General features: G+C 62.4%; 12 protein-coding genes. 9 read left to right on the top strand and 3 right to left on the bottom strand.

The window, feature by feature from the left end; genetic code table 11:
* Position 1 precedes the first annotated feature (1 nt).
* From IB277_RS25530 to gyrB, 4 genes are all read left to right on the top strand, one after another.
* On the top strand, positions 2–1,105 hold the full coding sequence (locus IB277_RS25530; protein WP_090295165.1) for a murein transglycosylase A: 1,104 nt from the start codon (positions 2–4) through the stop codon (positions 1,103–1,105).
* Complete coding sequence (locus IB277_RS25525; RefSeq protein WP_192372014.1) at positions 1,098–1,667, top strand: Smr/MutS family protein; 570 nt, start codon at positions 1,098–1,100, stop codon at positions 1,665–1,667. The genes IB277_RS25530 and IB277_RS25525 overlap by 8 nt, the downstream gene beginning before the upstream one ends.
* A complete protein-coding gene (locus IB277_RS25520; RefSeq protein WP_034800122.1) occupies positions 1,664–2,041 on the top strand; it encodes a helix-turn-helix domain-containing protein in 378 nt (125 codons plus the stop codon). Before IB277_RS25525 ends, IB277_RS25520 begins: the two co-directional genes overlap by 4 nt.
* Positions 2,042–2,176: 135 nt before the next feature.
* Entirely contained in the window at positions 2,177–4,612 is a 2,436-nt protein-coding gene (gene gyrB / locus IB277_RS25515; RefSeq protein WP_034800121.1) for a DNA topoisomerase (ATP-hydrolyzing) subunit B, read from the top strand.
* Between the two features lie 64 nt (positions 4,613–4,676).
* On the opposite strand, the gene IB277_RS25510 is transcribed toward gyrB, so the two are convergent.
* Entirely contained in the window at positions 4,677–5,273 is a 597-nt protein-coding gene (locus IB277_RS25510) for a nitroreductase family protein (RefSeq protein ID WP_090295164.1), read from the bottom strand.
* 246 nt (positions 5,274–5,519) lie between these two features.
* Between IB277_RS25510 and gabD the strand changes: the two genes are divergently transcribed.
* Positions 5,520–6,974 carry an NADP-dependent succinate-semialdehyde dehydrogenase gene (gene gabD, locus IB277_RS25505; protein WP_090295162.1) on the top strand — a complete coding sequence of 485 codons (1,455 nt, stop codon included), beginning with the start codon at positions 5,520–5,522 and terminating at the stop codon, positions 6,972–6,974.
* Positions 6,975–7,101: 127 nt separating this feature from the next.
* Positions 7,102–7,908 (top strand): 4-hydroxy-2-oxoheptanedioate aldolase, encoded by an 807-nt coding sequence (gene hpaI, locus IB277_RS25500; protein ID WP_060608968.1) that lies wholly within the window; start codon positions 7,102–7,104, stop codon positions 7,906–7,908.
* Here the strand turns inward: hpaI and IB277_RS25495 are convergent.
* Positions 7,902–8,990 carry a mannitol dehydrogenase family protein gene (locus IB277_RS25495; RefSeq protein ID WP_110819708.1) on the bottom strand — a complete coding sequence of 363 codons (1,089 nt, stop codon included), beginning with the start codon at positions 8,988–8,990 and terminating at the stop codon, positions 7,902–7,904. The genes hpaI and IB277_RS25495 overlap by 7 nt on opposite strands.
* A gap of 20 nt (positions 8,991–9,010) precedes the next feature.
* Positions 9,011–9,889: a GntR family transcriptional regulator gene (locus IB277_RS25490; protein WP_034801634.1), complete on the bottom strand. Its 879-nt coding sequence runs from the start codon at positions 9,887–9,889 to the stop codon at positions 9,011–9,013.
* A gap of 218 nt (positions 9,890–10,107) precedes the next feature.
* Between IB277_RS25490 and IB277_RS25485 the strand changes: the two genes are divergently transcribed.
* The 3 genes from IB277_RS25485 (at position 10,108) to IB277_RS25475 (ending at position 13,821) form a co-directional block, all read left to right on the top strand.
* On the top strand, positions 10,108–11,613 hold the full coding sequence (locus IB277_RS25485; protein ID WP_090295158.1) for a UxaA family hydrolase: 1,506 nt from the start codon (positions 10,108–10,110) through the stop codon (positions 11,611–11,613).
* Between the two features lie 31 nt (positions 11,614–11,644).
* The gene (locus IB277_RS25480) at positions 11,645–12,664 is read left to right on the top strand and encodes an aldo/keto reductase (RefSeq protein WP_060608954.1); all 1,020 of its coding nucleotides are present in this window, start codon (positions 11,645–11,647) and stop codon (positions 12,662–12,664) included.
* Positions 12,665–12,831: 167 nt separating this feature from the next.
* Positions 12,832–13,821, top strand: coding sequence for an ABC transporter substrate-binding protein (locus tag IB277_RS25475; RefSeq protein ID WP_090295156.1), 990 nt, complete (start codon positions 12,832–12,834; stop codon positions 13,819–13,821).
* Positions 13,822–13,833: the final 12 nt, after the last annotated feature.

The raw sequence follows: 13,833 nt of genomic DNA, 5'->3' as shown, positions 1-13,833 counted from the left end.
GATGTCCTATCGATTTGAGCCAGCCCGTTTCGCCGAGCTTCCGGGCTGGCAGCATGATGATCCGACCGCGGTGATCGAGGCGATGCGTCGCTGTCACCAGCATGTCTCGACGGCCAAACCCTATCGCACGGGTTCTCTCGGGATTTCAGTCGACGATCTTTTGCCGGCCTTCTCCGCCTCGCGGCAGCAGGTTGGTAGCGGAGAGAACGCACGGGCGTTTTTCGAAGCGCATTTCGTCCCCTTCCGGATCGTGCCCGAAACGGGTTCCGGTTTTGTCACGGCCTTTTACGAGCCCGAGATCGATGTCCGCACCGAAGCGGACGAGACCTATCGTTATCCGCTCTACCGCCGACCGGACGATCTGGTCGATGTTCACGATGGCAACCGGCCGGAGGGCATGGATCCCTACTTCGCCTTCGGTCTCTCCGAGGGTGGCCGGATCAGCGAGTATCCGGACAGGCAAGCGATCGAGCAGGGCCATCTGGCCGGCCGCGGCCTGGAGATCGCCTATGCGAAGTCCAAGGTCGAGGTCTTCTTCGTTCATGTGCAGGGTGCCGCACGGCTCCGCTTCCCGGACGGTTCGCGTCGCCGTGTCACTTATTCGGCCAAGACCGGGCACTATTTCTCAGCCGTTGGCAAATTGCTGATCGAGCGCGGCAAGATCGATGCCGCCACCGTTTCGATGATGAGTATTCGCGACTGGCTGGAAGCGCATCCCGAAGAGGTCGATGAGGTTCTCTGGCACAACCGGTCATTCATCTTCTTCCGCGAGGCAGACGTCGAGGACGAGCGGCTGGGGCCGATTGCCGCCGCCAAGGTCTCGCTCGAACCGAACCGCTCATTGGCAGTTGATCGGCTGATCCACACCTTTGGCGTTCCTTTTTTTATCGCGAGCGAGAGCCTGACGCGGCTCGATGACGGAAAACCCTTCCAGCGTCTGATGCTGGCGCTCGATACGGGCTCGGCGATCGTTGGCCCAGCCCGCGGCGATATCTTTACCGGATCCGGTTTCGAGGCCGGTGAGCGGGCCGGAGCGGTCCGCAACGCGGCCGACTTTTACGTCTTCGTTCCCAAGGCGGCCGCGGCCCGTTACGGCCATGGCTAAGGACAAGAAACTTTCGGCCGAGGATCGCATTCTCTGGGGAAAGGTTGCCCGTTCGGCGAGACCGATGCCCGGTCGGCTCGCCGACCTGATGGAGATTCTGGCCGAGGACGAACAGGCAAAACCTCCGGAAGAGGCGAAGGGCAAGCAGCGGCCGCAACAGCCGGCAACAGCTCTCGAGCAGCTGGGCATAGCGCTGACGAAGAAGCTCGGCGAAAAAGTGCATCATCCACTGGAGCGGCCGGTCAAGCGCAAGCTGGCAAAGGGGCACCTGGTGCTTGAGGGCCGGATCGACCTGCACGGCATGATCCAGAGCGAAGCGCACGGACTTCTTCTGCAGTTTCTGCTGCGGGCGCACGAGCGGGGGCTGCGACATGTGCTCGTCATTACCGGCAAGGGCACCTCGTTCGGCAGCGACGGCGCCTTGAAGCGGGCGGTGCCACTCTGGTTCTCGCTTCCCGAATTCCGGCCGCTGATTTCGTCCTATGAGCCGGCCGCCCGTAACCATGGCGGCGACGGCGCGCTCTACGTCCGCCTGGCGCGGGTGAGAGGCAGCGCGCTATGACGCCCTTCGGCCAGGCTCTGCGCGACCTCAGGCGCCGCAAGGGCGTGTCGCAGAAGGAGATGGCAAAGGCGATCGGCGTCTCGGCCGCTTATCTCTCGGCGCTCGAGCATGGAAAGCGCGGTGCGCCGAGCTTCGACTTCCTCCAGCGCGTCACCGGTTACTTCAACGTGATCTGGGACGAGGCGGAGGATCTGTTCCGCATTGCCAACGTCTCCTCGCCAAAAACGGTGCTCGACACGTCGGGTCTGACGCCGGAGCACACGGCCTTTGCCAACCGATTGAGCGAACAAATTCGCGCTTTGTCTCCGGAGACGATCCGCAAGCTGCAAGATGTTTTGGAAAAAGCCACATTTCCTGATAATGACAGGGGATGAATGCTTGTTTCCGGCCGCCGCGCGGCGGTCCGGGATTTGGAACCCTGGACAAATTTTCTATAGTCCAAGAGGCGTCCGAGACGTGATTCGCAACGAATCACCATGTCCGAAGAACCTGGAAAGACCCGTAGCTGAATGACCGACAATCCTGAGACCGAAACCGGCGCCAGCGCCGAATATGGTGCCGATTCCATCAAGGTGCTGAAGGGCCTGGATGCCGTACGCAAGCGGCCGGGCATGTATATCGGCGACACCGACGACGGCTCCGGTCTGCACCACATGGTGTACGAGGTGGTGGACAACGCGATCGACGAAGCGCTTGCGGGCCATGCCGACATCGTGACGGTGTCGCTCAATCCGGACGGCTCGGTGACGGTAACCGACAACGGTCGCGGCATCCCGACTGACATCCATAAGGAAGAGGGCGTCTCGGCGGCCGAGGTCATCATGACCCAGCTGCACGCCGGCGGTAAGTTCGACCAGAACTCCTACAAGGTTTCGGGCGGCCTGCACGGCGTCGGCGTGTCGGTGGTCAATGCGCTTTCGGTTTCGCTCAAGCTGAAGATCCGGCGCGCAGGCAAGATTCACGAGATGAGCTTCACCCACGGTGTCGCTGACGGCTCTCTCGCCGTTACCGGCGACGCCGGCGATGAGACCGGGACCGAGGTGACGTTCCTGCCGAGCAGCGAGACCTTCACCAAGACCGAGTTCGACTACAACACGCTCGAGCACCGCTTGCGCGAACTCGCGTTCCTGAATTCAGGCGTTCATATCATCCTCACCGACAAGCGCCATTCGGACATCCGCCAGGACGAGATGATGTACGAGGGCGGTCTTGAGGCCTACGTCGCCTATCTCGACCGCGCGAAGAAGCCGCTGGTGCACAAGCCGGTATCGATCCGCGGCGAGAAGGACGGCATCACCGTCGAAGTGGCGATGTGGTGGAACGACAGCTATCACGAAAACGTGCTCTGCTTCACCAACAACATCCCGCAGCGCGACGGCGGCACGCATATGGCGGGCTTCCGTGGCGCGTTGACCCGGCAGGTCACGTCCTATGCCGATACGTCCGGCATTACAAAGAGAGAAAAGGTCACGCTCCAGGGCGAGGACTGCCGCGAAGGCCTGACGGCCGTACTCTCGGTCAAGGTTCCCGATCCGAAATTCTCGTCGCAGACCAAGGACAAGCTGGTGTCGTCGGAAGTGCGACCGGTGGTCGAAAGCCTCGTCAACGAGGCGCTCAGCACCTGGTTCGAAGAACATCCGACCGAAGCCAAGATCCTCGTCGGCAAGGTGGTCGAAGCCGCTGCCGCCCGCGAAGCTGCCCGCAAGGCGCGCGAACTGACGCGCCGCAAGGGCGCGCTCGACATCTCGTCGCTGCCGGGCAAGCTGGCGGACTGCTCCGAGCGTGACCCGGCAAAGTCCGAAGTCTTCCTGGTGGAAGGGGACTCGGCGGGTGGTTCGGCCAAGCAGGGCCGGTCGCGCGAAAACCAGGCGATCCTGCCGCTGCGCGGCAAGATCCTCAACGTCGAGCGTGCGCGCTTCGACAAGATGCTGTCGAGCCAGGAAATCGGTACGCTGATCACCGCGCTCGGCACGTCGATCGGCAAGGACGAGTTCAACGCCGACAAGCTGCGTTATCACAAGATCATCATCATGACGGACGCCGACGTCGACGGCGCCCACATCCGCACCCTGCTGCTCACCTTCTTCTTCCGACAGATGCCGGAACTGATCGAGCGCGGCCACATCTACATCGCCCAGCCGCCGCTCTATAAGGTGACGCGCGGCAAGTCGGCGCAGTATCTGAAGAACGAGCAGGCGCTCGAAGACTACCTGATTTCGATGGGTCTCGAGGAAGCGACGCTGCAGCTTGAATCGGGCGAAGTCCGTGCCGGGCAGGACCTGCGCGAGGTGATCACCGATGCCCTGCGCTTGCGTAACCTCATGAACGGGCTTCACTCGCGCTATAATCGGGCGATCGTCGAGCAGGCGGCCATCGCCGGCGCGCTGAACGTCGAGCTCAACGGCCAGCGCGACGAGTACGAAAAGACCGCCGCCGAGATCGCGCGGCGTCTCGACGTGATCGCCGAGGAAACCGAGCGCGGCTGGACCGGCACAGTTACCAGCGAAGGCGGGTTGCGGTTCGAACGCATGGTTCGCGGCGTCAAGGAATTCGCCGTACTCGACATGGCGCTGATCGGTTCGTCCGATGCCCGCTATATCGACCAACTGGCATCAAAGTTGAAAGAGATCTACTCGGCACCGCCGGTATTGCGTCGCCGTGACGGCGCGCAGGAGGTCAGCGGCCCGCGTGCGCTTCTCGACGCGATCTTTGCCGCTGGGCGCAAGGGCCTGTCGATGCAGCGCTACAAGGGTCTGGGTGAGATGAACGCCGAGCAGCTCTGGGAAACGACGCTCGATCCGAACGTCCGCTCGCTGCTGCAGGTCCGGGTCACCGACGCCACCGACGCGGATGGCCTGTTCTCGCGTCTGATGGGAGACGAGGTTGAGCCGCGTCGCGAGTTCATTCAGGAGAATGCGCTGAGCGTCGCAAACCTCGACATCTGATCGAGGCCCATGCAGAGACATAAAGAAAATCCCGGCCTCAGAGCCGGGATTTTTCGTTGGCGCTTCATTCGCCCTTGAACTGGCCCTCGAAGGCGAATTCGCCGACCGGCTGGCGTTGGCTCGGGATTTCGCGTGCGCGCAGATCGTCCGGCAACGTCGAGGAATCGGCAAGCCGGCCGATCGCAACGGCGGCTTCGACCCGGTAGTGTTCGGGAACATTCAGGGCGTGCATCGCCTTGTCGCGATCGATACCGGCCATGCCATGGGTGTGCCAGCCCGCGAGCGAGGCCTGCAAAGCGAGGCTGTACCAGGCCGCCCCAGTGTCGAAGGCGTGGGTATAGGCGTGCCGCATCTCGCCGTTCTGCGCTGCATTATGCGTTCTTGAAATCACGATCAGAAGTGCTGCCGCGTTCTTCGCCCAGCGCTGGTTTCCCTCGTCGAGCGTGTCGAGCAGCACCGGGAAGCGATCTGTGCCGCGGCGCGCATAGATGAAGCGCCAGGGTTGACGGTTGCTGGCAGACGGCGCCCAACGCGCCGCTTCGAAGAAGGAAAGCAGGGTTTTTTCGTCGATTTCCTCATTGGTGAAGGCGCGGGGCGACCAGCGCTCGATGAACATGGCATCGATCGGATGGTCAGCTTTTCTGTTGTCGGTCGCCGTCATGGACAAGCCTCTTCTCGGTGTCGCGTGAACCTGGGAATGCCGCTGGACCGACTGGCGGCCCATGGTTTGATTCGTTTCGAACGCTACATGAGGACGGATGGCGAAGAAACGGGTTGGATACATGGAAACGTGAGCGCCCGCGCGCCTTGTGCGCCTCAGGAAATTGCAGAAACGGCGACTCGAGGTCATTGCCGTTTCCAAAAAAAAAGTTGTATAAGTTCTGTAGGATTTGAGAGAGGACGGATCATGTCGTTTAAAGACCCATCATTGTTTCGCCAGGCAGCCCTCGTTGGCGGCGAGTGGATCGAGGCGGACGCGGCAAACGCGATCGAGGTGAACAACCCGGCGACGGGCGAAATCATCGGCCGGGTGCCGAAGCTCGGCGCCAAGGAAACCAGGGCTGCGATCGAGGCCGCGCGCGTGGCCCAGAAGACCTGGGCAGCGCGCACGGCCAAGGACCGCGCCGGCGTGCTGCGCAAGTGGTTCGAGCTGATGATCGAGAACAAGGACGATCTCGGCCGCATCCTGACGCTGGAGCAGGGCAAGCCGCTCACTGAGGCGACCGGCGAGATTGTCTACGGTGCAAGCTTCGTCGAGTGGTTTGCCGAAGAGGCGCGCCGCATCTATGGCGACCTGATCCCCGGCCATCAGCCCGACAAGCGCATCCTGGTCATGAAGCAGCCGATCGGCGTCGTCGCGGCGATCACGCCCTGGAACTTCCCCAATGCGATGATCACCCGCAAGGCCGGCCCGGCCTTTGCCGCCGGCTGCGCCATGGTGTTGAAGCCGGCTGCCCAGACGCCGTTCTCGGCGATCGCGATCGCCATTCTGGCCGAGCGTGCAGGCCTGCCGAAGGGCCTCTTCAGCGTCATCACCGGTTCTGCCCGTGAGATCGGCGCCGAGATGACCTCGAACCCGGTCGTGCGCAAGCTGACCTTCACCGGCTCGACAGAAGTGGGGGCCGAGCTCTATCGCCAGAGTGCTGCCACCATCAAGAAGCTCGGGCTGGAACTCGGCGGCAATGCGCCGTTCATCGTCTTCGACGATGCCGATCTCGATGCCGCCGTCGAAGGCGCGCTGATCGCCAAGTTCCGCAACAACGGCCAGACCTGCGTGTGCGCCAACCGCATTTATGTGCAGGACAAGGTCTATGATGCCTTCTCCGACAAGCTCGCCAAGGCGGTCGCCAAGCTGAAGATCGGCAACGGTCTCGACGAAGGCGTGATCCTTGGCCCGCTGATCGACAAGGCGGCGCTGGAAAAGGTCGAGGAGCATATCGCCGATGCGGCGTCCAAGGGTGCGCGGGTGATCCAGGGCGGCAAGCGTCACACGCTCGGCGGCACCTTCTATGAAGCGACGGTTCTGGCCGACGTCACCCAGGCGATGGCGGTTGCACGCGAGGAAACCTTCGGGCCGGTCGCCCCGCTCTTCCGCTTCACCGACGAGGCGGATGTCGTCGAGCAGGCCAACGACACCGAGTTCGGTCTCGCGTCCTACTTCTACGCCAAGGACCTGGCGCGGGTGTTCCGGGTCGCCGAAGCGCTGGAATACGGCATGGTCGGCGTCAACACCGGGCTGATCTCGACGGCGGAAGCGCCGTTCGGCGGCGTCAAGCTTTCCGGACTTGGCCGCGAGGGCTCGCGCTACGGCATCGAGGAGTTCACCGAGATCAAATACGTCTGCCTCGGCGGCGTTGCGTAAGATACGGTACCCAATCTGAAAAACCGGCCGGAAAGTTCTGGCCGGTTTTTTTCTTTGCCGGTAGAAATCTCGTGATTGCGGGATTGAGGCATCGCTCGTCCCGTCGCATAGCAGGAGGAGACGACCCATGCCGGCACCGAAGAACCCTTTCAAAGCAGCCCTGCGCGAAAACCGCTTCCAGCTTGGGCTCTGGGTGGCGCTAGCCAGCCCCTATGCGGCCGAAGTGGTGTCCGGCAGCGGCTATGACTGGCTGCTCATCGACGGCGAACATGCGCCGAACGATATCCCGCTGCTGTCCGCACAGTTTCGTGCCGTCTCCGCATCGGCGAGCCACCCGATGGTTCGCCTGCCGGTGGGCGATACCGTGCTGATCAAACAGATCCTCGATACCGGCGTGCAGACCCTCCTGATCCCGATGGTCGAGAGCCTGGCGCAAGCGCAGCAGTTGGTGCGCGCCACCCGCTATCCGCCCCATGGTATTCGCGGCGTCGGCGCCGCCCTCGGGCGGGCCTCGGAGTTCGGCCGCATCGGCGACTATCTTCAGACCGCCGGCGACGAAATCTGCCTGATCCTGCAGATCGAGAGCCGCGCAGGTCTTGCCGCCATCGACGAGATTGCCGCGCTCGATGGCGTCGACGGCCTGTTCATTGGCCCCTCCGATCTGGCGGCCGACATGGGTTACCTTGGCAAGCCGGGTCATCCGGAGGTGCGCGCGGCGATCGCCGACGCGTTTGAGCGCATCAAGAAGGCCGGCAAGGCGCGGGGCATCATGACGCTCGATCTCGAACAGGCGCGAGACTATCGCGAGATGGGCGCCGATTTCATGGCGATCGGCACGGATGTCACCTCGCTCGTGCGCGCGACGACGGCATTACGCCAGGAGTTTCTCGGCGAGGCGACGTCGGTTCCGAAAAAGCAGGAATCCGGCTACTGATCGCAGATTGCCTGGAGCTCGGGCATGGCTACGCCGGGGCTCCAACGCCGCAAATCGACGATCCGCCGTTCGATCTTTTCGCGATGATGATTGGCGATATCGCCTAGGCGGTGGTTGAGGAACGGGTTTCTGAAGCGTTCCAGCGTCGCGGTCACGTAGTCTGCCGCTTCGCTCTCCAGGCCTTTTGCGGCAAAGGCGGGGATCACTTCGGATTGGTAGATTTTGTCCAAGTGCGCGGCGATGCCGGGGTCGGCCAGGATTTTCCGAACGGTCTCGTTCTGGCCGCGACCTTGCCTAAGCCAGAGCTCGGCGAGCACCGTGTGGCCGAGATTGAGAATGTGAAGCTTCAGCTTCTCGTAAGGCGTCAGGTCATCCACGAGCTTCACGCACGGATGGATGCAAGGGAGCCGCAGGCCGGACTGGTTTTCGATCGCCCAGAGCGCATAAGGTTCGGCAATTGCACCAGCAGGCTCGAGCGGCTCGGAGACGATGCGGTCGACCAGCGTGTTGGCCCAGACGACATCCTTGTCCAGCCAGTCGATAAAGGCGCTGTTTCCCATCCGCTCCGCCGCGAGCCGCAGCATCAGCGCCTTCAACACGTCGCCGTTGCGCGACACGAGCTCGCAAGGAAGAATCGTCAGCGGGCGTCGGGCCGCGTCGAAACGCGCCTTCAAGAGCAGGAGCAGCTTACCCGGAAAGGAAAGCGGAATGTCGGTTATCAGGTCGTTGTCGCCGACCTGGTAACCCGTGTCGCCGGTGTTGGAGATCAGGATTTCGGCTTCCTCGGCGATAATCGCCCGGATCTCGCTCCAGTTTTGGGCGGTCGAAAGCGCGCGCGCCACGCTTGTCACTCGCTGCGTCGCGTTGATCGTCTCGCCTTCCTGGATGCCACGGATGATGACGGGAAAGCCTTCCGGCCGGGCAAGGGCTGTAAGGCGTCCAGACCGTTCGCTCGAACCTGTCGTTTGCACGATCGTGATCGGACCGGGCGCTTCCCCCTTTTTCAGCGCTTCGCTGATGAAGAGGTCGGCATGCGCCTGAAGGAAACGGCTCGTCCCGAATTGCACGATCGGCGTCGGCATGCATAGGCTCCGATAGCTGGCTATGGAATGGATTGGAGCAGGGTTTCGCGAGCGGACTGAAGGTGTCGCCGGCAGGCCTGTTCCGCCTTGGCCGGGTCGTGCGAACGCAGTGCTTCGATATAGGCGAGGTGTTCTTCGAGCGCGCGGGCGTTGCGCTGGCGGGCATTCGTCTTGTTCCACTGGTAGTGATAGTGGAAGACGATCGCGATGATGTCGTAGAAATCGACGATGAACCGGTTGCTCGATGCCTTGTGTACCAGCAGGTGAAACTGCTCGTCGAGCTCGGAGAACTCCCGGTAGCGATTGTCGATGTCGGCGAGGATGTCCCGGTGCAGAGCCTCGATCTCCCGAAGCTCATCCCACGCCGGATGGTTGTCGGGCAAAGAGACAAAGCGCGCGGCCGAGCGCAGTTCGAACATCTCGCGCACTTCCGTCAGTTCCAGCGCGAATTCGCGGGTGAAACCCTTGAGGATCCAATGGCTGTTCGGCCGCTTCTCGATCAGGCCGAAGCGGCTGAAGCGGATCAGGAATTCACGCACGCTGGTCGTGCCGGTTCCAATGTCGCGCGCCAGTTCCAGTTCGTTGATCTGCATGCCCGGCTCGGCGCCGCCGGCGAGAATCCGGCGCATGAAGCTGCGCTCGATGATCTCGGCGAGTGAATCCGTCTCTTCCGTCGGAAAATAATCGTCGGGCCGGGGTTGTCGCAGCACGCTCTTTTTGCGCTTGTCCCAGGCAATCAGCTGCAGTTCCTCGAAGCGGCTGAGGATCGCGCGCACCGTCGTCCGGCTGACGCCGAGCATCTGTCCGAGTTCTGGCTCGGAGGGCAGCGAGGATGTGTCCGCCAGCAACTTCAGGCAGCGGTTATAGGCATCCTTGAAGACGGTGTTCTGCTTTGCCATGGGCGACGTCCGGATCGTTCGAAGTTTTCTGCGCTTACGCGGAAGGCTCCTCTATCTCGTCGCTCCGGTTTTGTCTGCGTCTGTCATCCACATCTGTTCCTCCCAAGTCGCTCCGCGGCGTCTCGGCCTGCCGCCGATGTTTTCGCTATAATACCCATTGACGGCTATCTGTCTATTGTAGATAAAAGACAGAACGAAAATCATTTGGGAGAAACCGGGTGTCTGCGCCGTCCACCATCCTGCTCGCACCGGAGGACAATGTCGTCGTGGCGACGCTGGCCATTGCCGCTGGCGACGCCCTGCCGAACAATGTTCATGCAGCAGCGAAAGTCGATGCCGGCCACAAGATCGCGATCCGCCCGATCCGCGCCGGCGAGCCGGTCTTGAAATACGCCCAGGCGATCGGCCGGGCGACCGCCGATATCGCGCCGGGCGACCACGTGCACTCCCACAACCTCGCCTTCGACAAGGATCGCTTGGCGATCAGCCCACAGGGGGTGCCGGAAGCGGCAAGCGATGCCGACAAGGCCCGCACCTTCATGGGCTATCGAAGAGGTGATGGCCGGGCAGCGACGCGCAACTACATCGGTGTCGTCGCCAGCGTGAACTGTTCCACCACGGTCTGTCGCGCCATCGCCGAGGAGGCGAACAGGCGCATTCTCCCGAGATATGAGGGTATCGATGGTTTCGTGCCGATCGTGCACGATCAGGGCTGTGGCATGTCCTCGACCGGCGACGGCATGGCCAATCTGCACCGCACGCTCGCCGGCTACGCCCGCCATGTCAATTTCGGCGGCGTTCTGATGGTCGGCCTCGGCTGCGAGGTCAACCAGTTGACGCTCTATGGTCAGAGCGGCGGCGGCGCGGAGAAACGTCATTTCAACATCCAGGAAGCCGGCGGCTCGCGTCGATCCGTTGAAAAGGCGCTGGGCATTCTCGAGGAAATTGCGGCCGAAGTCGGCAAGGAACGTCGTATTGCGATCCCGGTCAGCGAGATCATCGTCGGTTTGCAATGTGGCGGTTCGGATGGGCTTTCGGGCATCACCGCAAATCCGGCGCTGGGTGCTGCGGTCGATATCCTTGCCGCGGCCGGCGGCACGGCGATCCTCTCCGAGACTTCGGAAATCTATGGCGCCGAGCACCTGTTGCGCAGCCGTGCAGTCAACGAAGCAGTGGCGCTGAAACTTGATGGGCTGATTGCCTGGTGGGAGAGCTATGTGGCGATGCATGGCGCCTCGCTCGACAACAATCCTTCGCCGGGCAACAAACGTGGTGGCCTGACCACGATCCTCGAAAAATCGCTCGGTGCCGTCGCCAAGGGCGGCCGCTCGCCGCTGAACGCGGTCTACCGTTATGCCGAACGCGTCACCGAGCACGGGCTCGTCTTCATGGATACGCCTGGCTACGACCCGGTATCGGCCACTGGCCAGGTCGCCGGCGGCGCCAATGTCATTGCCTTTACCACCGGTCGCGGCAGCTGTTTCGGCTGTCGGCCCGCGCCGTCGATCAAGCTTACCAGCAACACGGCGCTCTACCGGGCGATGGAAGAGGACATGGATATCGATTGCGGCGTGATCGCTTCGGGGGAGGCGAACATTGCCGGGCTTGGCCGCGAGATCTTCGACCTGATCATCGAGACCGCTTCGGGCCGCAAGACCAAGAGCGAGCTTTTCGGCTACGGCGATAATGAGTTCGTGCCCTGGCATCTGGGCGCAACGCTCTAATTACGTAGGCCTTGGAGGAGGAAACGGGGAAATGCAGACGAGACGGATCGGTCGAACCGACCTATCGGTGACCGAGTTTAGCTTCGGCGCCGCCGGTCTTGGCGGCCTCTACCGCGAATGCACCCGCGAGTCGGCGATGGCGACCCTGGACGCTGCCTGGCAGTCGGGCATGCGCTACTTCGACGTTGCGCCCTTCTACGGCCTCGGCCTTGCCGAGCGCCGCGTCGGCGACTTCCTGCGCGATAAGCCGCGCGACCAGTTCGTGCTTTCCACCAAGGTCGGCCGTCTCCTGCATCCGGTGCCGCAAGACGAGGTGCCGGACTATTCCTATGTGAAGCCGCTCAATTTCGACGTCACCTACGACTACAGCTATGACGGCATCATGCGCTCGGTCGAGTTCAGCTACGCCAGGCTCGGGCTCAACCGCATCGATATCCTCTATGTGCATGATATCGGCGTCTATACCCATGGCGCCGCCCGCAATGCGATCTATCTGCGGCAATTGCTGGAGGGCGGCCTCAAGGCGTTGGAGGAGCTGAAATCCTCGGGAACGATTGCGGCCTATGGTCTTGGCGTCAACGAGGTGCCGGTCTGTCTCGACGTCCTGCGCCAGGCCGATCTCGACTGCATCCTGCTCGCTGGGCGCTATACCTTGCTAGACCGATCGGCTGTCGCCGAACTGCTGCCGCTCTGCGAGAAGAAGCAGACTTCGCTCGTCGTCGGCGGGGTCTTCAATTCGGGCATCCTGGCGACGGGACCGGTCGAAGGCGCGCATTTCGACTACATGCCGGCAACGGAAGATATCCGGCAAAAGGTCGGTGCCATGGACGCGGTCGCCCGCGGCATGAACGTGCCGCTTGCCGCACCCGCCATGCAGTTTCCGCTCGCCAGTCCGCAGGTCGCCTCGGTGCTGCTCGGCACCGCCAAGCCGCAGAGCCTGGCGCGCAACATGGCGCTCGTCGAGCACCGGTTTTCCGCCGCCGATTTCGCCGCCTTCGAGCCCTTCACACTGGTCGCACCGGAGCTCGGGGACGAGCCGGTTCGGGTTTAACGGACGGCACTAAAGCGCCGTCTAAAATGCTGTTCCGGCAGCTTGCCAAGCCGGGATTGTCGTATTAGCATTCCAATATGTTTTTTATCGATAAAAGGTCGATAAGCCAGCACCTGCGATCGATCTCCAAGAAGTGGAACACGGTGCACCAAGAGGAGAAACCTGGGATGAGCATTCTGAAAAGCAGCCTTACCCGTCGCGCCTTTACCGTCTTGGCCGGCGCCGCGATGATCGCCGGCATGTCGCCGGTCGCCTCCTTCGCGCAGGACGTGACGATCCCGATCATCGTCAAGGATACCACGTCCTTCTACTGGCAGATCGTGCTCGCTGGCGCCCGCGCCGCCGGCAAGGATCTCGGCGTCAACGTACCGGAACTCGGCGCTCAATCCGAATCCGATATCAACGGCCAGATCAGCATTCTCGAGAACGCGGTTGCGGGCGCGCCGGCTGCCGTCGTCATTTCGCCGACGGAATTCAAGGCGCTCGGCAAGCCGATCGATGAGGCGGCAAAGGCCGTTCCGATCATCGGCATCGACTCCGGTGCCGACTCCAAGGCCTTCTCGTCGTTCCTCACCACCGACAACGTCCAGGGCGGCCGCATCGCTGCCGATGGTCTCGCTGCGGCGGTCAAGGAAATGAGCGGCAAGGAAGAGGGTGAAATCGCCATCATCACCAGCCTTCCGGGCGTCGGCTCGCTCGACCAGCGCCGCGAAGGCTTCCTCGATCAGGTCAAGGCAAAGTATCCGGGCTTCAAGGTCGTCGTCGACAAATATGCCGACGGCCAGGCGACCACCGGCCTCAACATCATGACCGACTTGATCACCGCCAATCCCAACCTTGTCGGCGTCTTCGCGTCCAACCTGATCATGGCGCAGGGTGTCGGCCAGGCAATTGCCGAAAACAAGCTCGGCGACAAGATCAAGGTGATTGGCTTCGACAGCGACGACAAGACGGTCGGCTTCCTCAAGGAAGGCGTTCTGGCCGGTCTCGTCGTTCAGGATCCCTATCGCATGGGTTATGATGGCGTGAAGACGGCGCTCGCGGTCTCGAAGAAGGAGAAGGTCGAGGCGAATGTCGATACCGGCGCCAATCTGGTGACCAAGGCCAACATGGCCGAGCCGAAGATCGACGCTCTCTTGAACCCGAAGGTCAAGTGACGACGGCTGCGG

The organism is Ensifer sp. ENS07 (assembly GCF_014852185.1).
Classification (GTDB): Bacteria; Pseudomonadota; Alphaproteobacteria; order Rhizobiales; family Rhizobiaceae; genus Ensifer; species Ensifer adhaerens.
The sequence above is the reverse complement of the archived record's forward strand: the minus strand, read 5'-3'. Positions and strand labels throughout refer to the sequence as shown.